Raw genomic sequence first — 20,806 nt, forward strand, 5'->3', positions numbered from 1 at the left:
ACGGTCTTGATCGAGGTCCAACGCACTGCCTCGCCATCCTTGGCAACGATCTTCGTCGCCTCGTGAACTGGAAGAGCGCGCCCTCTTCCTCCGAGCGTGCTTCTCTTAACCGAATACGCACCGCGCTGCATCGGCGTGGCGGCAACTCATGGAAGCCGCCGCGCCGGCCTTGTCGGCCTCATCAGATTATGGAAATCCGATCGTCCACCGCCCGGACGCCCGGCGACGACCAGGCGGCACGCTCGGCTGCCTGGCGCTCGGACCAAGCCTTGACCTTGCCTTCAAGGGTAACCTTGCCATCCAGAACGATGACGCGGATCGCCTGGGCTTCGATTTCCGCATCACGTTTCAGCGCGTCCTCGATGCGCTTCTTGACGTCGGGCACCGAGGCACGAGGGGTGACTTCGATCTGATTGGCAATACCGACAACGCCGGCCAGCCCGCGCACCGCCTCGGCCGCCGCGTTCTTCTGGTACTGCCATTCAACTTTCCCGGTCAGCGTGATCCAGCCGTCCTGGACCTTGATCTGCACCTTGTCCCTCGGGATGGAGACGTTCCAGGTGACCGCATTGACCGCACGTTTGGCGATCTCGTCGTCCGCGGTCCCCTTCTGGCCAATCAGCCGGACTTCGATTTCCTCGGCGAGACCCTTCACGCCCTTGACCCGCTTGACCACATTTTCGGCGGTGGTCTTTTCCCAGTAGGAAGAAACATGTCCGGTAAGGGTGACGATGCCATCTTCCACGGCGACGCCGATGTGTGCAGCGTCGATGCTCGGCTCGAATTCCAATTCATCGAGAATGTTCTGACGCAACGTTAAATCCGTCATGGTCTGTCTCCTGTTTGTTGAGCGGACTTCTCGCCCGCAGCGTCAACAAAAAGCATCTTTTGCGCCCTTGCTCATTGATCCGGCTCAATGCCGCGTCGGATAGTCAGCTGCTTGGTCGATCGACGCGATCGTCAAGAGCTGGCGGGAGTGCCCACGAGCCAATGGTGTCGCATGCTGTCCAGGGTCTCGGCGATGTCATCGGCCTCGACTTTGACTAGGTCGGTGTGACCAAAACCCAGGGAATAGTCGAGCACAGAGACGATCGTGGGCCGTACTCTGAACAGCTTCACAGGTACGGACTCACTGGGCTGGACAGCCGAAATCTGCGGGAAGCGCTGCACCATCATGCGTCCGATTTCCGTGAGTTCGGAAGGCAAGACGACCTCCGTCGCGGTCGCCGCCATCGACAACCCCTTGATCTCCAGCCAGTTCTCATAGGGTGCGGTCAGGGCCACCGAAACGCGCGGATCGCGAGAGATATTCATGGCCTTTTGCGAGCTGGCTCCGCAGCCGAAATAAAGCAGCAGACCATCATGGGCGAACGAGACGACCGTCGCCTGTGGCGAGCCATCGGAGCGGGTCGTTGCTATCGTCATGTCCATGCAACGCGCCAGGATGTCGATCATCTTCTGCTGAAGCTTGTGTTTCATGACACTCTCCTCGTTTGTTCAAATGGGCCAGCATCTCGGCCTGCGTCGCCTTCACGCCGCCGCACCAACTCGGCGGTTCGCCGCAACGGCGCGAAGTCGTCAGGCGTCAGCGTTTCCTTCTCGAGCAGCAGGAGGGCGGCCACGACGTAGCCGATGTTGAATCTATGCTCATTGCCCATCGTTCGACGCTCGAACCAGATTTTGCAGGATTGGATTTGAAAACTGCAACCTCGGTCGGAATCCTGCCTTGACGCCGGTCAAAGCGCCCGCCTGCCCAGGGAATAGGATGAGGTCAGCTATTCCATGCTGTCGTGATCCCTCGGCGGCAAGCCGAACAAGTGTGGATTTCGAAGGAGACGAACGTGCAAGCCTCATCGATAATGACTTCCCCCGTCATTGGCGTCGAACCGTCCGCATCGATCGCCGACGCGGCCGGGTTGATGCTCTCGCGCAAGATCAGCGGCCTTCCCGTCATCCGCAGCGATGGCGTGCTGGTCGGGATTGTCAGTGAAGGCGATTTTCTGCGCCGCGGCGAATTGGGCACGAAACGCAAGCGCTCACGCTGGCTGGAGTTTCTCGTCAGCCCAGGACGTGTCGCCGAGGAGTATGTCCATGCCAACGGCCGTCGGGTCGACGAGGTAATGTCCGAACAAGTCGTCACGACATCCCCTGAAAGCGCATTGGAGGACGTCGTCGAACTCATGACGCGCCACCAGGTCAAACGCATTCCGGTGGTCGAGGGCGGAAAAGTTATCGGCATCGTCACACGTTCCGATCTTCTGCGCGCATTGCTTCGCTCTCTTCCAAAGGGCGACTCGACGGTGGCAACCGACGAACAGATTCGTCAGAAAATCGTTGCGGAGCTTGCGGCGCAGCCATGGGCTGGAACAGACATGATCCATGTCAGGGTCGACAAAGGGATTGCCGAGCTGAACGGCGCGATCCTTGACGAGCGCGAGCGTCAGGCCGCGCTTGTCGCGGCAGAAAATGTTGCCGGCGTGAAATCCGTGACCGATCATCTGTACTGGGTCGAGCCTCTGTCCGGCATCGTGGTCGAGCCGCCAGCTTAAGGCGGTACAGCCAACTGAGCTTGGCCGCGCGATCGGAAGCCGGCAAGCCGAGAGCCAGAATTGATCTGGCGCAAGGTCACAGGCGCTTGCAGCAGCAACGCGTGGCCATTGCCCGCGCCTTGGCGATGAATCCGATGAACCGACCTGCAATCTCGACACGGCCTCGGCCGATGCTGTCTTCGACTTGATGCGGCGCTTCAACACAGAGCGTGGGACGACCTTCCTTGTCATCACCCACAATCAAGATCTCGCTGGCCGTTGCGACCGCATCATCCAGGTCGTCGACGGCAGGACCCTTCCGTTTGTCACAGCACGAAAAAGCCAATTGAGGCCAGAGCCATCACCGCCGTGGCGAGCCCGCCGCCGAGAGCCATCCAGCGCGGCAAGGTGAGATGGCCCATGATCCGAGGGTTCATGGCGATCATCATCATGATCGCCATCAGTGGAGCGGCCAGAACTCCGTTCACCACAGCACTCCAATAGAGCGCTCTTATGGGATCCATGCCGACAAAAGTCAGAGTTACCCCACCCAGCGTCGCCACCGCAATCGTGCCGTAGAAGGCCTTGGCATCTTGCGGGCGCCGATCGAGGCCTTCGGACCAACGAAACATCTCCGCGACTGCATAGGCGGCCGAGCCGGCAAGCACAGGGATGGCAAGCATGCCCGTGCCGATAATGCCGGCAGCGAAGATGGCGAACGCAAACTCCCCGGCGACAGGCCTGAGCGCTTCGGCCGCCTGCGATGAGGTTTGGATCTGCGTGATCCCGTTGGCATGGAGCGTTGCCGCGGTGGCGATGATGATGACAATGGCCACTAGGTTGGAGAAGCCCATTCCGAACAGTGTGTCGCCCCGGATGCGCGACAGCTCCGGCCCGGCAGCGTGAGAGTTGGCGCCCAGCCGTTGACGATGTTGCCGGTGCTGCTCCTCGACCTCCTCCCCGGCTTGCCAAAAGAAGAGGTAAGGACTGATTGTCGTGCCAAGAACGGCAACCAGCGCCATGGCGTGATCGCCGTCGAAGGCGATCTGCGGAACCAGCGTGCCATAGAGCGCCGTGCCCCACGGCACGTGAACCGACAGCACCACCGCGACATAGGCAAGCAGGGACAGGGTCAGCCATTTAAGCACCGTGACGTAGCGTCGGTAGCTCACGAAGATTTCCAGGAAGACGCACGTCAGCGCGAACAACACCGCATACAAATATTGCGGGCCACCTATGAGCAATTCAAGCGCCGCTCCCATGGCGCCGAGGTCGGCGCCGATGTTGATGACGTTGGCGACAAGCAGCAGAAGAACGGCGAAACGCAGCAGCCAGGGCGAGTAGTGTCGACGCAGATTGCGCGCGATACCTTGGCCGGTTACCGCGCCGATCCCGGCACTGATCCCTTGAGTTACAGCCATCAGCGGATAGCTGAAGAGCATGGTCCATGCGAGAGAGTAGCCGAATTGGGCGCCCACCTGGCTATAGGTGGCGATACCGCTTGGATCATCATCAGCCGCCCCCGTGATCAGGCCTGGGCCCAAGCTTCCGAAGAAGTTGTAGCGTTTGCTAAGCGCGGTAGCCGATGCCTCCGACGGTTCCATCGAATGATTCCCCCTCACTTTTCTCGTCACGCGAACCGAGCTCACTATTGCCACGCCGAGCTGTTCCGAGCCTTCGAGCGCGAAGAAGCACGTATTTTTTCTATCCGGTTTCGAACACCGATGGATTGATGCGCGTCAAGGATGCGAGCCGTCGAACGGCCTATGAGGGGCAATCGACAATTTTCAACCCCTGTACTGGGGAGGGCCATGCCCGAGCCGCTTCAGACCGCCAGGCCCAGCCCTGGCGTCAAGCCAATGACGCCATTGGCGACCAAGCCGCTCCTCGAGAACATCGGGGTGGCAGCAAAATTCCGCGATTTTGCCGATCTCCTCGACAGCCAGGGCGCCGACGGTTTCCGTGCACGGGCCTACAGAAGGGCCGCGGATGTCGTTTCCAGGCTGGAACGGCCGGTAGGCGAGATCCTGGCAAGGGAAGGACGCGACGGCCTCATCGCCCTCCCGGCCATCGGAACAGGCCTGGCTGGCGCGATTGCCGAGATGGGCGCAACGGGACACTGGTCCCAGTTGGAACGGCTGCGCGGCGAGATGGAGCCGGAGGCGTTGTTTCGGTCTATCCCCGGAATCGGACCACGATACGCGCACCGACTCGCCGAGGACGGGCAACTCGAGACCCTCGAAGACCTCGAGAATGCGCTCCATAGCGGCGCGCTTCATATCAGGGGTATCGGCCACAGGCGCAAGGAGATGCTGGGGGCAGCCCTCGCCGAGCGGCTCGGCAGGGCTCGGCTGAGAACGACCTATCAATCTCAACCCTTGCCGCCAGTGTCGATGCTGCTCGATGTCGATCGCATGTATCGCGAAAAGGCGGCGGCCGGGGCGCTTCGCAAGATTGCGCCAAAGCGCTTCAATCCGAAACGCGAGGCCTGGCTGCCGGTCCTGCATGCGCGACATGACAACTGGCATTTCACCGCGTTTTTCTCGAACACCAGGCTGGCGCACGAACTGGCGAAGACGCGCGACTGGGTCGTGATCTATTTCCAGGCCGAGGGCCAGCCGGAAGGGCGCTGTACGGTCGTCACCGAAACACATGGTCCGATGATCGGCAGACGTGTCGTGCGGGGACGCGAAAGTGAACAGCAACTGAAGGAAACAGTATGATGGAAAAAGCGGCGAGCAGTATTGGCAATGGTGAAACGGAACTCGAAGTTCCCCTCGAAACCGTATGCTTCATCATCATGAAGGCGCGTGAATTCGATGCCAAGGATGCGGTCACCGAACCCAGCCCCGCCTCCAATCCGTCCGATGATCGTTCCGCCGCGATCCTTGAGGATCATGCCGACGACCCCGTCCTCGAAGAACTGCAGTCGCTGATTTCCGATCTTTCGCTCGACGCACAGATCGACCTGGTCGCCCTGATGTGGCTGGGTCGCGATGATCAATCCGCCGACGAATGGCAAAGTGTCCGCCAGCAGGCGACGGAGGCGCACAATGAGCACACGGCCGACTATCTCTGTGGAACGCCGCTGCTTGCGGACCATCTCGCCGACGGTCTTTCGACACTCGGCTACTCCTGCCTCGAATTTGAGCGCGAGCACTTTTAGTCATCACCGCGCCGTGCGCTTTGCTAACGGAAGACGTCCGGCTCGGTAATGATTTGATTGCGCTGTAGACTCGGTGATCGCTCATCTCCACCACGACTCCAGCGGGAAACATTTCCAGTCGCCATTGATGTCGATCAATGAGGCCTCCCCTTGCAACGGCTTTGATGCTGTTCTTGCCAGGCCGAGCCAGATTTGGCGACGCGGGCGCGATGGACCGCGGCAAAACCGCGGATTCGCGAAGCAATGGGCCAGTTCGACGACGACACTTGGCAAGCAGGTCCGCTGACCTCCAGCTCTAGCACCTCTTGGGAGACCTAAAGGTGGAAGAGTGGAGGCGGCGATACCTGCCGATCAACTCACCAAAGGAGAAAAACCATGGCTGAAGCTGCCACCAAACTCCCCGTCAAGACTGAGAAGAGCACTGCCCCTGCCCGGTCCGACAACTGGACAGCACCGTTCGAAAGCCTGCGTCGCGAAATCGACCGGCTATTCGACGACTTTCACCCATTCGACTTCCGCATGCCTTCGACACGGTCCCTATTCGGCCGTGAACTGCCGTCCCTGCGGAATGCGGGTTGGCCAGTCGCGCCCGCCATGGATCTGGTCGAGAAGGACAAGGAGTACGAGATCACGGCCGAGCTGCCCGGCATCGACGAGAAAAATGTCGAGATCAAGCTCTCCAACCACACGCTGACGATCAAGGGCGAGAAGAGGGACGAAAAGGAAGAGAAGGACAAGGACTACTATCTGTCCGAGCGCCGCTACGGCTCCTTCCAGCGTTCGTTCCAACTGCCTGAAGGCGTCGACGCCGACAAGATCGATGCAAGCTTCGCCAAGGGCGTGTTGACGGTGAAACTGCCCAAGACCGCCGAAGCCCAGAAGGCCGAGAAGAAGATCACGGTCAAGGCTGCGTAGTGACCCGCTTGTCTCGGCGCGTCTATCCGGCGCGCTGAGACCTTCTTCAAAGGACGATATGCCAAGCTGCGTTTGGTTGGGTGCCTAGTCCGGATAGCGAAACTATTTCGACCCCGGACCGCTTTGCCGCACCATATCAATGCAATTGTTTGACGACACTTCCTGGTTTGCCGGCGCGCGGGACTGATCGCGAGCTTGGCTTTCGGCCATCTCAAGCTTCTTCTGCTCCAACGCCAGCAAGCCTTCGATGACACGCCTTTGTTCGGGATCTGTCTCGCGCGCGAGCAAATCCTGAAAGTGGGCAATGTTGGCACGCGCAATAAAGCGCCTTAGGATCAACCGAATTTCGCAATGTCAGACATTGCGCCATTGTTGTCATTGGGGCAGATCGTCGTTTCGATCTTGGTGAAGCCAGCGTCACCACCGAGAGCATCTTCCCGCGCGTCTCACTCCCAAAGCAGGGAGGCACGATCAAACGTGCCGGACCTGCGCAGCAGCGAGATGATGAAATGGCAGACCTTGCGGAACATGGCGGCCCAACCACGGGAAACTCGACTTCTGATCGCCGTTTGGAGGCATTCACGTGCCCGGCAAGTCTTTGGATTTGACCTGCGTCAAGGACGCTTTGGCCGTTCCTTCCAAAAATGAATCCATGTGGCAACCAATATCGACCGCCCCTTTTGATCGGGATTTGGAATTGGCCGTCATGGATGGGGACGGCGTTCACGCCCTAGTCTTTCCCTGCAGGCGCATACTGACAGGCTGGACCAAGTCGGCCACGAAGGAACGGGTGGACATCTCACCTACCCATTGGAGAACGTGGGAACCTTCCAGCAAGGATGTTTAGCGGCGATGTTGGAGGGGTTTTCTATTATTGTCATGGGCACTTTTTCCCCTATCTATCAGCTTCCTCGGCTTGCCTGAGTTTTTCCTCTTCATTCGCGAGCAGATCAAGCAAGGTCCGATCCGTCCTGACCCTGGACGATCTGACCGCCGACGAGATCCGCTTCTTCTCAAGCTGGCGGCCGATCTCAAGGCGGCCAAGCCCGCCGGACACGAGATCCCTCGTCTTGTCAGGAACAACATCGCGCTGATCTTCGAGAAGGATTCCACGCGCACGCGGACGCGGACGGGGTTCGAGGTAGCGGCTCATGACCAGGGCGCTCATGTCACCTATTTCGGCCCCACGGGCAGCCATATCGGCCACCAAGGAATCCATGAAGGACACAGCTCGCGTGCTCGGCCGGATGCGGCTCAGAACCGGGTTCGTCAAAATCGGGCAAGATGTCGTGAGCACAATCAAAGGCTGATGGAGTGTAGAGCTCCATCAACCTGAACTCGGATATCCTACAGGTTGCACGAAGGTCACGAACTGCGTCTGCGGCAGGCCAAGCACCTTGCCAAGCGTCGGCTGGTCCACCCCGCCCACCAGGCACGTACCCAGACCGGCCGATGCGCAGTAGAGATAGACGTTTTGCGCCACGATGCCCGCGTCGACATGGGCAAACGCACTTGCCTGATCTTCGTTCGCAACATGCAAGCGCACCCTATCGGCGCAGTAGATCAGGACTGCAGGCGCGGTTTCAACAAAAGTCTCCTTGCTTGCCAAGCGCCGAATGTCGCGCGAAAGAATGGTCACGGCAGCCTGTCCGGCCGGGTCGAATTTGCGCACGCCCCGTTCGTCGGCGACATAGATGTCGGTCTCCATGGCGCCATGCCATGAAGGCGCCGTATGGCCGCCGCTGTTCGGCCTGTTGATGCCGAAGGCGCACCAAAGCAATGTCGAAAGGGTCTCGTCATCAATGGGTTTGTCGGCGAAGAGCCGTGTCGATTGCCTGAGCGAAAGCGCCTCGAGCAATGACATCCCTCCATTCTTGGCAGCGTCCGGCAAGCTGGAAGACGTGTCGGCTAGTGCAGTCCGGTTGGAGAAAGCTGCAACCATGGATGCAATTGACAGAAAAACACGTCTCGATATGCCTGCCATGGTCATTCTTCCTCTCCGGCGATCCGATTCTTGGCTGAAGACAAATTACTCGCCGAGATGAACGCCCAAGGCCGCAGCAGCGCTCGGGGCCAACATCGCAACTCCGATCAACTCGCGGACCAGACCGCCATCGATATGCTGTCCGTCTAACCTCTTCTTGCATCGGTTTTCGCGGGCCGCATTGCCCTGAATCAATTCGCCTGTCTTCGACCTTTATGCCCCCTTTTCTTCGAGCGCCCTGCGCACGCGCCTGATAACCGCTGCGCGACCCCGCTCATCTGCCGCGGCGCTCACCGCCTCATTTATATCCAGGAGAAGCTTGGAAAGGTCGTTGTGCCAATCGAGGCGAGCGACCTTTTCCGGTCTCAGACGGCGCGGTTCGTTGAGTGCCACCGGCACACTGCCGCCGGGTGTCAATCGGAAGGCGTCATCCAGGCTCGGCATGACGATCCTGCCTTCCGGGATCAACCCTCGCAGCCGCTTGCTGAGAGCGCTGAGCCCCGTTTCCTCGCCGTGGGTCAGGAAAGCCACCTGCTTGACCGGAAGTCGAGCCTGGACCCAGGCGACCAGCTCGCCGGCGTCGGCATGGCCGGAATACAGGTCGAATAGACTTATATGCGCCTTGACCTCCACCTCTTCGCCCTGGATGCGCACGCGCCGAGCCCCGTCGAGCAGGATCCTGCCAAGCGAACCCTGGGCTTGGTACCCGGCGATCATCACCGTGGCGTTCCGGCGCCAGAGATTGGCCTTCAGATGATGGCGGATGCGCCCCGCGTCGCACATGCCGCTGGCAGCGATCACCACGAAGAAGCCGGTCAGGCGGTTGATCGCCTTGCTCTGTTCCACCGTCTCGGTAAAACGTAGCTCCTTGGACTTGAGCGCCTGGCGTAGCACGTCACCCTGTTCGATCTCATCGGCATGGCGCTCAAAAATCGCACTGGCACGTGTTGCCAGCGGCGAGTCAACGAAGACCGGAGCTGTCGGCACCTTCCCCGCTTGCATGAGCAAATACAGATCGACCAGCAATTCTTGCGTCCTTTCGACAGCGAAGGACGGAATGATGAGCGGGCCGACGGCCTCGGCGGCGCCACGCACGATGTCGCCGAGCAAGGAGCGCCGCTGTTCGGGCGAAACGTCCGGCCGGTCGCGGTCGCCATAGGTCGACTCGCAGATCAGATAGTCGACGCCGGCGGGCCCCTCGGGATCGGTTTGAAGCAGCTTGTGGCCTGGCCCGATGTCGCCCGAAAATATGATGCGCAGCGGCGCCTCGTGTCGATCGATCTCAAGCTCGACGGATGCCGAACCAAGCATATGGCCAGCGTTCCAGAACCGAGCGCGAAGGCCTTCGGCGACCGTAGTCCATTCGCCATATTCCAAAGCCCGAAACATGGTCATGCAGGCGGCGGCATCTTGCTGGCTGTAGATCGGTTCAACGAGCGGGCGCCCACGCTGCGCGTTGCGACGGTTCAGGTGCTCGACCTCCGTTTCCTGGATATGCGCCGAATCCGGCAGCATGACCGAGCAGAGGTCGATGGTGGCGAGGGTCGTAAGGATGGGACCAGAAAAGCCCTGCTTGACCAGTTTCGGCAACAGGCCGCTGTGATCGATATGCGCGTGCGTCAGAATGACCGCGTCAATCGCTTCAGGTGGAAACGGGAATGCCCCGTAGTTCAATTCCCGCTCGGACTTCGACCCCTGGAACAGGCCACAGTCGACGAGGATCCGCCAGTGCGCCGTTTCGATCTCATAGCATGAACCGGTGACGCCACGGGCTGCGCCGTGGAAACGCAGGATAGGATCCGTGTCGCTTCTCATCTCGCCACGACCTAGTGCGACAGGCCCACTATATCATCCGAGCCATGCCGTACCGTGCCAATCTTCGTGGCAACGACTATAGCGCCGTCCGGGCGAAAACGCCAGGGATTGCCGCCTGCCAGCCCCGCCAGGGCGCGCGGGCCGCATCGCCGGGCCAGCACAGCGGCCAGCGCTTGCCGCGCGCTGTAAGGCGACTATCGGTCGGTGCTCGACAACGCAGATTTCAACTCGTCCAAAGTCGTCTTGCCGGTACTGAATAGCGCCATGACGCGAGATGCTAGGTTCTCGCGCTCTGGACTGTCGAGCGGGATGCCCGTGGTCTGGCAATGCTCGTCAAGCGCTCTGGTTAGGATGGATAGCTGGTCGGGGTCGGCTGTGTTTTGGAACGGCATTTGACACCTCCACTCAGGCGAAAGCGCTGTCCTCTTTCATCATCCCTGTGCCCTCAAGACGGGATGACGTCTGATAAAATAAAATGACCCAGAAAATCCCGCAACAAAAAATTGTGTGAGGGTCAGTCCGTACGAATCCGTACCATCTGCTCTATCGCCCTTTTCCCGTGGAGCCTTCCGGGCACTGTCTCCCTCGGCACAATGTGCTCATGCAGGCTTGTTGTCGCGGATTTTTCGCCTGCCCTGCAATTTAGCGGTTTCCTCGGCTAAAAGCTTTACAAGCATATTCCGCTTTGCCGGATCGGCTTCTGTTTGCAGTTTTGATGAGAAATTTTTGATGTTTTCAAGTTGAATGTAGTGGTCGTATCTACCGGCCATAATCGCGCTCCTCTCAAGAGGCATGCGGTAGTATTCAACTCTCCACGCCCTTCTTCGTTGCATCGCAACCGACGACTCGCTCATGCAGCCGCGCGATGCGCGAAGCCGGCCCGGCCATATGATCGTTGTTCACGCCGTTCGCCATTCTCCAGATCGTCGTCGGGGAAACATTCGCCTGCCGGGCGATCTCGGGCGACTCAGGCCGGCGCGTTCGAGGCCGGCAATGAGGGCGGCGAATGGATCGGGCATAGGAGAAACTCTCACGATCCGGCGACGGGGGAAAGGCTTGGGGAAAAAGCCGGGGAGAAGGAATTGGGGAAAAGGGGCCGGCTTTCCCCCACGCTTTCCCCCAAGGCCAAATGATCCGCCCGCCGCCGGCCGGCTTTCCGCTAAATCATTTGATATTCTTGGCTATTTTTGGTGAGCGCGATGGGATTCGAACCCATGACCTACTGATTAAAAGTCAGTTGCTCTACCGGCTGAGCTACGCGCTCCCGCGGGCTTGAAGGCCGCCCTCGAAATTGCGCGGAACATAGGGAGAGTGCCTCGACCGGTCAACCGGAAAAAAGGTCCACGGGCCAGACTTCTCAAGCATCGCCGCCGTGCCTCCCTGCCCGCTTCGGTTACGAGTGGCACGCTCCTGGCGAAGCAGAGGCGCAACCTCCCGTCGTCACCGGGTACAGCCCGGAGAAACATTACAAATCAGCAACTTGGGATTTGACGAGGAACCTTCGCCTACATCACCCGTTGTCTCGCCACAAGGGACGTCAATCACCCTTTCGAAGGAGAAGACCATGAATAAGATCGTAACGGGTATACTGGCGACCACACTTTCGGCTTCGTTTGCCGCGGCTGCTGTGCCTGCCAATGCAGCGCAGATGTTTGTGCCGCAGGCAGCATCGGCTTCGAGCGATGTGCAGACGGTCGATTACAAGCCGTGGATGAACAACCGTCACTTTAACCGCAATTCCGGCAATCGTCATTTCAACGGCAATCGTAACTTTGCTCGAAACAACGATGGCGGCGGCTATTGGAATGGCCATCGCGGTTATCGCGAATACCATCGCGGCTATCGCCGCCACGGCGACTATTGGTTCCCGCTCGCGGCTTTCGCGACTGGTGCGCTGATCACGGGTGCGATCGTCAACAGCGAGAACCACCGCGTCTACGAAGGCAATTCCCATGTGCAGTGGTGTTACGACCACTACCGGAGCTACCGTTCCTCGGACAACACCTTCCAGCCAAATTACGGCCCGCGGAGGGAATGCCGTTCGCCTTACTGATCCAAGCGAATATCAGTAGCTGGAAACTCTGAATGGAAGGCCCGCGTCGGAAATGGCGCGGGCCTTTCCGTTGGAATTACACCATCCCGATCGGCGGAATGAAGTTCCTGTCAGCTGGCCCAGCCTGCGCTTTTGAGGATCAGATAAAGACCGCCCCCTTCCCCGCGCGGAGAGCGGTAAGCACCGAGTGCTTCGCAGACACGCACCATCGCTGCTGTCAGTTCCCAGCCGAGCGCTTCCAGATCATCTTTCGTGTCGGTCACATAGGCCTGCTCAAGTTCGGCGATATCGTTCTTCTCACCGAAGGAACGAACCCGCTTGGCATCGCCGAGAAGGTCGTCGGGCAGGTTCGAATTCGACCAGGCCCAAAGCCAGTTACCAGCTTTGGCGCTTGTCGAGCCTGCAATCTGAATCTCGGTGACGACTTTTACGACACCCTGGTCCGAGAACAGAAGCCTGCCGGTCGTCAGGTCGTAGTCATAGCGCGGCCAGTGACCGAGGCGGAACTCCTTCTCCAAACGGGCATTCTTGTCGCGTAGCTGTTCAAAAGCCTCGTCCCGCCAAGCAGGATACCAGTCTGGCTGCATGCCCCCCACCTTCAGCTCGTTCCGTGGTGAGCGTTATGGCATGCTCAGCGTCCGGCGAACAGCATCGCGCCAGCCTGCCAGCTTGGCGGATCGTGTCGAAGCCTCCATATCTGGCTTGAATCGCCGCTCGAGCGCCCAGCTCTTGGCAAACTCCTTCGCCTTCGGCCAAACCCCTGCTTTCGAGCCGGCGAGCCAGGCCGCACCCAGCGCGGTCGTCTCGAGGATGGTCGGGCGGTCGACCGGCGCGTCGAGTATGTCGGCCAGGCGCTGCATGGTCCAGTCGGATGCAACCATGCCGCCGTCGACCCTGAGAACCGTTTTGGCGGAAGTCCCCTTCCAGTCCTTGCGCATGGCGTCGAGCAGGTCGCGGGTCTGGTAGGCGACGGATTCGAGTGCGGCCCGCGCAAATTCCGCCGGGCCGGAATTGCGGGTCAGTCCGAAAATGGCGCCGCGCGCGTCGGCGTCCCAGTGCGGCGCGCCCAGTCCGACAAAGGCCGGCACCAGGTATACATTCTGCGTCGGGTCGGCCTCGGCAGCCAGTTGCCCGCTATGCTCGGCCTTGCCGATCACCTTGATGCCGTCGCGCAGCCATTGCACGGCCGCCCCGGCAATGAAGATCGAACCCTCCAGCGCGTATGTAGTCTTGCCGTTCAACCGATATGCAATGGTGGTCAAAAGCCGGTTCTTCGAACGCACCAGATCGCTGCCGGTGTTGAGCAGCGCAAAACAGCCGGTGCCATAGGTGGATTTCATCATGCCGGGCTCGAAGCAAGCCTGGCCGATGGTCGCGGCATGCTGGTCGCCGGCAACACCGAGGATTTTTATCTCGGCGCCAAACAGATTTTTCTCGGTCGCTCCATAATCATCGGCGCAATCCTTGACCTCCGGCAGCATTTTTGCCGGGATGTTGAGAATGGCCAGCAACTCATCGTCCCAGGCGTTTTCCGCGATGTTGTAGACTAGCGTGCGCGAGGCGTTGGTGGCGTCTGTGGCGTGGATCTTACCGCCGGTCAGCCGCCAGATCAGAAAACTGTCGATGGTGCCGGCCAGCAATTCGCCCTTCTCGGCGCGTTTCCTGGCGCCCTTCACCTTGTCGAGCATCCAGGCGATCTTGGTGCCCGAGAAATAGGGATCCAGCAGCAGCCCGGTCTTGCGCGTGAATTTCTTTTCCAATCCTTGCTTTTTCAGCTTCTGGCACAGCGGCGCAGTGCGGCGGTCCTGCCAGACGATGGCATTGTGGATCGGCTTGCCCGTCGCCTTGTCCCAGATGACGACGGTCTCGCGCTGGTTGGTGATACCGATAGCGGCAACGTCGGATGCCTCACGGCCGGCGGCCTTCAGCGCGGCCTTCACGGTCGTCACGACACTCGCCCAGATCTCCTCCGGGTCATGCTCGACCCAGCCGGAGGCAGGATAGTGCTGGGTGAATTCCTTCTGTCCGCTGCCTACGACTTTCATCTGGCCATCGAACAGGATCGCACGGGTCGACGTCGTTCCCTGGTCGATTGCCAGCACAAAACCGTTCATTCCCGCGTCCTCCGCCTTGACACAAAGAAGGGAGACGGCAACGCGCCGCCTCCCCCAATTTCACACGGGCGCGAACGCCCGCATAGACAGTCCTACTTCTGCCAGCTCTTGACCAGTTCGTCATAGTTGATGGTCTGCGGCTTTTCCTTCTCGTTCTCGATCTTGAGCTGAGGAGCGAGATTGCCGGCCTTGACCGCGTCGGCGTTCCAGTAGGCGAGATCATGTTCCTCGGCGAGCTTCGGCCCGATGTCACCCTGGACGCCGGACTTCTCGATGCGGCCCATGACCTTTTCCTGCTCGGCGCAGAGCGAGTCCATCGCCTCCTGGGCCGACTTGGCACCAGAAGAAGCGTCACCGATCGCCTGCCACCACAGCTGTGCCAGCTTCGGATAGTCCGGCACGTTGGTGCCGGTCGGCGACCACTGTACGCGGGCCGGCGAGCGGTAGAACTCGATCAAGCCGCCGAGCTTCGGCGCACGTTCGGTGAAGCTCTTGTCATGGATGGTGGAGTCGCGGATGAAGGTGAGGCCGACATGGCTCTTCTTCACGTCCACGGTCTTCGAGGTCACAAACTGGGCGTAGAGCCAGGCCGCCTTCGCCCGATCCTCAGGCGTCGACTTCATCAGCGTCCACGAACCGACGTCCTGGTAGCCAAGCTTCATACCGTCCTTCCAGTAGACGCCATGCGGCGACGGCGCCATGCGCCACTTCGGCGTACCGTCGTCGTTCATGACCGGCAGGCCGGGCTTGACCATGTCGGCGGTGAAGGCGGTGTACCAGAAGATCTGCTGGGCGATGTTGCCCTGCGCCGGCACCGGACCCGATTCGGAGAAAGTCATGCCTTGCGCTTCCTGCGGCGCGTAGGCCTTCAGCCAGTCGAGGTATTTCTGGATCGAATAGACCGCCGCCGGGCCATTGGTGTCGCCGCCGCGCGCCGTGCAGGAGCCGACCGGCTGCGATTTCTCGTTGACCTTGATGCCCCATTCGTCGACCGGCAGGCCGTTCGGGATGCCCTTGTCGCCGTTACCGGCCATCGACAGCCAGGCGTCGGTGAAGCGCCAGCCGAGCGAGGGATCCTTCTTGCCGTAGTCCATGTGACCATAGACCTTCTTGCCGCCGACATCGCGGCCGGTGAAGAATTCGGCGATGTCCTCATAGGCCGACCAGTTGACCGGCACGCCGAGGTCATAGCCGTACTTGGCCTTGAAATCGGCCTTGTTCTTCTCGTCGTTGAACCAGTCGTAACGGAACCAGTAGAGGTTGGCGAACTGCTGGTCGGGAAGCTGGTAGAGCTTCTTGTCCGGCGCGGTGGTGAAGGAGGAGCCGATGAAATCCTTCAGGTCGAGGCCCGGATTGGTGACATCCTTGCCTTCATTGGCCATCCAGTCGGTCAGGTTGCGCACCTGCTGATAGCGCCAATGGGTGCCGATCAGGTCGGAGTCGTTGACCCAGCCGTCATAGAGGTTCTGGCCGGTCTGCATCTGGGTCTGGATCTTCTCGACGACGTCGCCCTCCTGAATGACGTCATGCGTGACCTTGATGCCGGTGATGGCAGCAAAGGCTGGAGCCAGCACCTGCAACTCGTACTGATGCGTCGTCAGCGTTTCCGACACGACCTTGATTTCCATGCCGGCAAACGGCTTGGCGGCGTCGACAAACCACTGCATCTCTTTTTCTTGATCGGCGCGTGATAGAGATGAAAGGTCGCCTATCTCCTTGTCCAGAAAGGCTTTTGCCTCATCCATGCCCGCATAGGCGTTGCCCACGCCGAGCAATAGCACAAGGGCAGTCGTTGATGTTAGGAATTGCCGTCGCATTGTGTTTCCTCCACTTTTCAAGGTTCAAGTGCGATCTGGGGCGGTCGCCAGCACGCGGCCGCTCCAACAGTTTCCCCCTCTATACGTAGCGGAACACGCCGATGGCGTAGACCACGGAGAGAGCGAGAGCCCACCACAGGCTGGGCCCAATCAGACCCAGCCAAGCGAGATGGATAAAGGCGCTGCCAAGCAGCGAAACGAAGAGGCGATCGCCGCGCGTCGTCTCGAAGCGCAGCACGCCGACACGCGGATTGCCGCCGGGCGACGCATATTCCCAGACCCCCATGCCGACCAGCAGCAGCGCGATGACGATGAAGAAGGCGGCCGTCGGCCAGGTCCAAGCCATCCAGGAGAAGTCGAGATTCATGGACGGCCCCTCCCCAGGGCTAAGCCCTTGGCGATGGTGTTGCGAACGGACTCTTGCGTTCGTTTCATCACACCCTCCCCAGGGCGAAGCCCTTGGCGATGTAGTTGCGCACAAACCAGATCACGAGCGCGCCAGGGATCAGCGTCAGCACGCCGGCGGCGGCCAGCAGCCCCCAGTCCATGCCCGATGCCGACACTGTGCGGGTCATGGTCGCCGCGATCGGCTTGGCGTCGGTCGTGGTCAGCGTGCGGGCGATCAGCAGTTCGACCCACGAGAACATGAAGCAGAAGAAGCAGGCGACACCGATGCCGCTGGCGATCAGCGGCATGAAGATCTTGATGAAGAAGCGCGGGAAGGAATAGCCGTCAATATAGGCGGTCTCGTCGATTTCCTTCGGCACCCCGGACATGAAGCCTTCAAGGATCCACACCGCCAGCGGCACGTTGAACAGGCAGTGCGCGAGCGCCACCGCGATATGCGTGTCGATCAGACCGAAGGCGGAATAGAGCTGGAAGAACGGCAGCGCGAACACCGCCGGCGGCGCCATGCGGTTGGTCAGAAGCCAGAAGAACAGATGCTTGTCGCCAAGGAAGCGATAGCGCGAGAAGGCGTAGGCCGCCGGCAAGGCCACGGACACCGAAATCACCATGTTCATGACGACATAGGTGATCGAGTTGATATAGCCGGAATACCAGGCCTTCTGCGTGAAGATCGTGACGTAGTTGGCGATGGTCGGGGCATGCGGATAGAGCGTCAGCGAGTTGACGATCTCCGCATTGGTCTTGAAGCTCATGTTGATGAGCCAGTAGATCGGCATCAGCAGCACGAAGATGTAGAGCGTCGGCACGATCCACCACCAGCGCGATTCCTCGCCGCGACGGCGCATGCGCCTGTCGAGTTCGCTCTGCGACAGCGAACTGGCCAGACCTTCCGCGGCGGCGGCCCCGTTCATCGCGTTGCGCTCGGTTCGTTCATTGGCGCCGGCCATCTCAGCGCTCCGCGTCGTAGTTGGTCATCACGGTGTAGAACACCCATGACAACAACAGGATGATGAGGAAGTAGACCAGCGACATGGCGGCAGCCGGACCGAGGTCGAACTGGCCGAGCGCCGTCTTGACGAGGTCGATCGACAGGAACGTCGTCGAGTTGCCCGGCCCGCCGCCGGTGACGACGAAAGGCTCGGTGTAGATCATGAAACTGTCCATGAAGCGCAGCAGCACGGCGATCAAAAGCACCCGCTGCATCTTCGGCAACTGGATGTAACGGAACACCGCCCAGCGCGAGGCGCCGTCGATCTTGGCTGCCTGGTAGAAGGCATCCGGGATCGAGACCAGACCGGCATAGCAGAGCAGCACGACGAGGCTCGTCCAGTGCCAGACATCCATGATGATGATCGTCACCCAGGCATCGAATGGATCCTGCACGTAATTGTAGTCGATGCCGAGCGCGTTGACGTAGTAGCCGAGCAGGCCGATGTCGTTGCGCCCGAACACCTGCCAGATGGTGCCGACGACATTCCACGGGATCAGCAGCGGCAGCGCCATCAGCACCAGGCAAACCGGCACTCCCCAGCCCTTCTTCGGCATGTTGAGCGCGATGAAGATGCCGAGCGGCACTTGGATGGCGAGGATGATGAAGGAGAAGATGAGGTTGCGGCTCATCGCCTCCCAGAAGCGGCTGGAATGGAGCAGTTCCTCGAACCACTCGGTGCCGGCCCAGAAGAAGACGTTGTTGCCGAACGTGTCCTGCACCGAATAATTGACGACGGTCATCAGCGGGATGACGGCGGAGAACGCCACCAGCACCAGCACCGGCAGCACCAGGAACCAGGCCTTGTTGTTCCAGGTCTTGTCCATCTATGCCCCCATCTCGACACGCGCCATCTCAACCAGCCAGGAATCGGCATAGATGTTGATGCCCGCAGGCTCGAACCGCACCTTCGGTTCGGCCGGAACGGCCTCGTCCTCGCCGATGACAGCGGCGATGTCGCGCCCCTCCAGTTTGGCGCGCACCACCTTGTGGCGGCCCAGATCCTCGACCTTGCTGATTGAAACAGCCATGCCTTCGCGGCCGAGACGCACATATTCGGGACGGATGCCGAGTTCCACGGCACCGCCGGCCGCTTTGGGTGCGCCCGGCAATTCGATCCGCTGGGAGCCGAGCGTCGCCGTCTTGCCGTCGATCGCCACCGGCATGACGTTCATGCCGGGCGAGCCGATGAAATAGCCAACAAAAGTGTGGCGCGGCCGCTCGAAGAGTTCCGCCGGCGTGCCGATCTGGACGATGCCGCCATCATACATGACCACGACCTGGTCGGCGAAGGTCAGCGCCTCGGTCTGGTCATGGGTGACGTAGACCATGGTGTAGCCAAAGCGGCGATGCAGTTGCTTCAATTGCGAGCGCAGCACCCACTTCATGTGCGGGTCGATGACGGTCAGCGGCTCGTCGAACAGGATGGCGTTGACATCGGAGCGCACCAGCCCGCGGCCGAGCGAGATCTTCTGCTTCTGGTCGGCGGTCAGGCCCCTCGCCTTCTTCTTCGCCCACGACGCCAGGTCGATCATCTCCAGCGTCTCGCGCACCTTGCGGTCGACATCGGCCTCCGGCACGCCTCGATTGCGCAGCGGGAAGGCCAGATTGTCATAGACGGTCATGGTGTCGTAGATGACCGGGAACTGGAACACCTGCGCGATGTTGCGCTCCTGCGTCGACAGATTGGTCACGTCCCTGCCGTTGAACAGCAACTGGCCATGCGAGGGATGAAGCAGTCCCGAAATGATGTTGAGCAGCGTGGTCTTGCCGCAGCCGGACGGGCCGAGCAGCGCATAGGCGCCGCCATCCTCGAAAGTGTGGTGCACTTCCCGCAGCGCGAAATCGGCATCCTTCCGCGGGTTCGGCAGGTAGGAATGCCTGACATGGTTGACGTCGATGCGTGCCATATCGCCCTCCTCAAGCCGCCAGCTTCGGCGCGGTCACGGCACGGCCGTGCTCGTCGAAGACCATGATGTGACGCGGATCGATGAACACCTCGACCACCGCGTCGGTCTCGAAATCGCGGATGCCGTGGGTCAGCATGACCCAGCGCACATCGGCGAAATCGAGATGGATGAAACTCTCGGACCCGGTGATCTCGATGATGGTGACCTTTGCCCGCACCGGCACCGCCGAGGCATTGGGCCGTTCGAGCGAAAGATGGTGGGGCTGGAAGCCGATCGTGTAGTTGCCGTCGGCAATGCCGACGAGTTCGGGCGGCACCGGCAGCTTCACCCCGCCTTCGAGCAGGAAGTCGGCGCCTTTCTTGGCCAGCACGATGGTGTTGAGCGGCGGATCGGCGAAGGTTCTGGCCGTCACCAGGTCGACCGGCCTGCGGAAGACGTCGATGGTCGGCCCGAACTGGGTGATGCGGCCTTCCGACAGCGTTGCCGTGTTGCCGCCGAGGAGCAGCGCCTCATGCGGCTCCGTTGTGGCATAAACGAAGATGGTGCCGGCGGCGGCAAAGATTCTCGGCAGTTCGGCCCGCAACTCCTCGCGCAGCTTGTAGTCGAGATTGGCGAGTGGTTCGTCGAGCAGCACTAGGCTGGCATTCTTGACGATGGCGCGCGCCAGCGCTGTGCGCTGCTGCTGGCCGCCCGACAGGTTGAGTGGTGTGCGGTCGAGATAGGGCGTCAGCTTGAGGAGTGCGGCGGCCTCGCGCACCTGGCTATCGATCTTGCCCTGCTCGACGCCGGCCACCCTCAGAGGCGAGGCGATGTTCTCATAGACCGTCATCGCCGGATAATTGATGAACTGCTGGTAGACCATGGCGATCTTGCGCTTCTGCACCGGTATGCCGGTGACATCATGGCCATCGAACCAGACCGAACCGGAGGTCGGCGCATCGAGGCCGGCCATCAGCCGCATCAGGCTGGTCTTTCCGGAAAGCGTAGGCCCAAGCAGGACGTTGAGCGAGCCGTGCTGAAGGGTCAGCGACACATCGTGTATGTGCTCCACCGCACCGACTGTCTTGGTGACGTTCCTCAGTTCAAGCATGACGCCTCCTCCCAGGCT

At 60.5% G+C, this 20,806-nt stretch carries 21 protein-coding genes, 1 tRNA gene and 2 pseudogenes; 8 read left to right on the plus strand and 16 right to left on the minus strand.

Features of this window, described 5'->3' with window-relative positions; translation table 11 throughout:
- Positions 1–181: 181 nt before the first annotated feature.
- Positions 182–829 (minus strand): BON domain-containing protein, encoded by a 648-nt coding sequence (locus tag AC1VON_RS21560; RefSeq protein WP_483124783.1) that lies wholly within the window; start codon positions 827–829, stop codon positions 182–184.
- 131 nt (positions 830–960) lie between these two features.
- Positions 961–1,479: a pyridoxamine 5'-phosphate oxidase family protein gene (locus tag AC1VON_RS21565; RefSeq protein WP_483124784.1), complete on the minus strand. Its 519-nt coding sequence runs from the start codon at positions 1,477–1,479 to the stop codon at positions 961–963.
- A gap of 14 nt (positions 1,480–1,493) precedes the next feature.
- On the opposite strand from AC1VON_RS21565, the gene AC1VON_RS21570 reads away from it, so the two are divergent.
- The 3 genes and pseudogenes from AC1VON_RS21570 to AC1VON_RS21580 all read left to right on the plus strand — a co-directional run.
- Positions 1,494–1,730, plus strand: coding sequence for a hypothetical protein (locus AC1VON_RS21570; RefSeq protein WP_483124785.1), 237 nt, complete (start codon positions 1,494–1,496; stop codon positions 1,728–1,730).
- A 111-nt stretch (positions 1,731–1,841) separates the two neighbouring features.
- A complete protein-coding gene (locus AC1VON_RS21575; protein WP_483124786.1) occupies positions 1,842–2,549 on the plus strand; it encodes a CBS domain-containing protein in 708 nt (235 codons plus the stop codon).
- An 89-nt stretch (positions 2,550–2,638) separates the two neighbouring features.
- Positions 2,639–2,841 (plus strand): annotated as a pseudogene (locus AC1VON_RS21580) (ABC transporter ATP-binding protein); the annotation flags it as partial.
- Positions 2,842–2,854: 13 nt separating this feature from the next.
- Here AC1VON_RS21580 and AC1VON_RS21585 read toward each other — a convergent pair.
- On the minus strand, positions 2,855–4,132 hold the full coding sequence (locus AC1VON_RS21585; protein WP_483124787.1) for an NRAMP family divalent metal transporter: 1,278 nt from the start codon (positions 4,130–4,132) through the stop codon (positions 2,855–2,857).
- Between the two features lie 207 nt (positions 4,133–4,339).
- Between AC1VON_RS21585 and AC1VON_RS21590 the strand changes: the two genes are divergently transcribed.
- The 3 genes from AC1VON_RS21590 (at position 4,340) to AC1VON_RS21600 (ending at position 6,609) form a co-directional block, all read left to right on the plus strand.
- Positions 4,340–5,251, plus strand: a complete 912-nt coding sequence (locus tag AC1VON_RS21590; protein ID WP_483124788.1) for a DNA-binding protein — start codon at positions 4,340–4,342, stop codon at positions 5,249–5,251.
- On the plus strand, positions 5,251–5,694 hold the full coding sequence (locus AC1VON_RS21595) for a DUF3775 domain-containing protein (protein ID WP_483124789.1): 444 nt from the start codon (positions 5,251–5,253) through the stop codon (positions 5,692–5,694). Before AC1VON_RS21590 ends, AC1VON_RS21595 begins: the two co-directional genes overlap by 1 nt.
- Before the next feature lie 375 nt (positions 5,695–6,069).
- Positions 6,070–6,609, plus strand: a complete 540-nt coding sequence (locus AC1VON_RS21600; protein ID WP_172350418.1) for an Hsp20/alpha crystallin family protein — start codon at positions 6,070–6,072, stop codon at positions 6,607–6,609.
- Positions 6,610–6,711: 102 nt separating this feature from the next.
- Here AC1VON_RS21600 and AC1VON_RS21605 read toward each other — a convergent pair whose 3' ends face one another.
- On the minus strand, positions 6,712–6,948 hold the full coding sequence (locus AC1VON_RS21605) for a hypothetical protein (protein WP_483124790.1): 237 nt from the start codon (positions 6,946–6,948) through the stop codon (positions 6,712–6,714).
- 581 nt (positions 6,949–7,529) lie between these two features.
- On the opposite strand from AC1VON_RS21605, the pseudogene AC1VON_RS21610 reads away from it, so the two are divergent.
- Positions 7,530–7,859: pseudogene (locus tag AC1VON_RS21610) on the plus strand (ornithine carbamoyltransferase); the annotation flags it as partial.
- Between the two features lie 77 nt (positions 7,860–7,936).
- On the opposite strand, the gene AC1VON_RS21615 reads toward AC1VON_RS21610, so the two are convergent.
- From AC1VON_RS21615 to AC1VON_RS21630, 4 genes are all read right to left on the minus strand, one after another.
- Entirely contained in the window at positions 7,937–8,599 is a 663-nt protein-coding gene (locus tag AC1VON_RS21615) for a nitroreductase family protein (protein ID WP_483124791.1), read from the minus strand.
- 207 nt (positions 8,600–8,806) lie between these two features.
- A complete protein-coding gene (locus AC1VON_RS21620; RefSeq protein ID WP_172350416.1) occupies positions 8,807–10,408 on the minus strand; it encodes an MBL fold metallo-hydrolase in 1,602 nt (533 codons plus the stop codon).
- A 599-nt stretch (positions 10,409–11,007) separates the two neighbouring features.
- Positions 11,008–11,178 (minus strand): hypothetical protein, encoded by a 171-nt coding sequence (locus tag AC1VON_RS21625; RefSeq protein WP_483124792.1) that lies wholly within the window; start codon positions 11,176–11,178, stop codon positions 11,008–11,010.
- Positions 11,179–11,596: 418 nt separating this feature from the next.
- A tRNA-Lys gene (locus AC1VON_RS21630) sits at positions 11,597–11,672 on the minus strand.
- A 300-nt stretch (positions 11,673–11,972) separates the two neighbouring features.
- Between AC1VON_RS21630 and AC1VON_RS21635 the strand changes: the two genes are divergently transcribed.
- Positions 11,973–12,461, plus strand: coding sequence for a BA14K family protein (locus AC1VON_RS21635; RefSeq protein WP_483124793.1), 489 nt, complete (start codon positions 11,973–11,975; stop codon positions 12,459–12,461).
- A 110-nt stretch (positions 12,462–12,571) separates the two neighbouring features.
- On the opposite strand, the gene AC1VON_RS21640 is transcribed toward AC1VON_RS21635, so the two are convergent.
- The 8 genes from AC1VON_RS21640 to AC1VON_RS21675 all read right to left on the minus strand — a co-directional run bounded on the left by AC1VON_RS21640 (position 12,572) and on the right by AC1VON_RS21675 (position 20,788).
- Complete coding sequence (locus AC1VON_RS21640; RefSeq protein ID WP_172350412.1) at positions 12,572–13,048, minus strand: DUF6882 domain-containing protein; 477 nt, start codon at positions 13,046–13,048, stop codon at positions 12,572–12,574.
- A 33-nt stretch (positions 13,049–13,081) separates the two neighbouring features.
- Positions 13,082–14,575 carry a glycerol kinase GlpK gene (glpK, locus tag AC1VON_RS21645; protein ID WP_483124794.1) on the minus strand — a complete coding sequence of 498 codons (1,494 nt, stop codon included), beginning with the start codon at positions 14,573–14,575 and terminating at the stop codon, positions 13,082–13,084.
- Between the two features lie 92 nt (positions 14,576–14,667).
- Positions 14,668–16,392 (minus strand): ABC transporter substrate-binding protein, encoded by a 1,725-nt coding sequence (locus tag AC1VON_RS21650; protein ID WP_483124795.1) that lies wholly within the window; start codon positions 16,390–16,392, stop codon positions 14,668–14,670.
- A gap of 79 nt (positions 16,393–16,471) precedes the next feature.
- Positions 16,472–16,759: a DUF2160 domain-containing protein gene (locus tag AC1VON_RS21655; RefSeq protein WP_056576880.1), complete on the minus strand. Its 288-nt coding sequence runs from the start codon at positions 16,757–16,759 to the stop codon at positions 16,472–16,474.
- A gap of 67 nt (positions 16,760–16,826) precedes the next feature.
- Positions 16,827–17,747, minus strand: coding sequence for a carbohydrate ABC transporter permease (locus AC1VON_RS21660; RefSeq protein WP_172350409.1), 921 nt, complete (start codon positions 17,745–17,747; stop codon positions 16,827–16,829).
- Between the two features lies 1 nt (position 17,748).
- The gene (locus tag AC1VON_RS21665; RefSeq protein WP_172350408.1) at positions 17,749–18,615 is read right to left on the minus strand and encodes a carbohydrate ABC transporter permease; all 867 of its coding nucleotides are present in this window, start codon (positions 18,613–18,615) and stop codon (positions 17,749–17,751) included.
- Positions 18,616–19,698: an ABC transporter ATP-binding protein gene (locus AC1VON_RS21670; protein WP_483124796.1), complete on the minus strand. Its 1,083-nt coding sequence runs from the start codon at positions 19,696–19,698 to the stop codon at positions 18,616–18,618.
- A 10-nt stretch (positions 19,699–19,708) separates the two neighbouring features.
- Positions 19,709–20,788: an ABC transporter ATP-binding protein gene (locus tag AC1VON_RS21675; RefSeq protein WP_483124797.1), complete on the minus strand. Its 1,080-nt coding sequence runs from the start codon at positions 20,786–20,788 to the stop codon at positions 19,709–19,711.
- Positions 20,789–20,806 lie beyond the last annotated feature (18 nt).

It is taken from the genome of Mesorhizobium sp. HAY1-8B, from assembly GCF_056868045.1.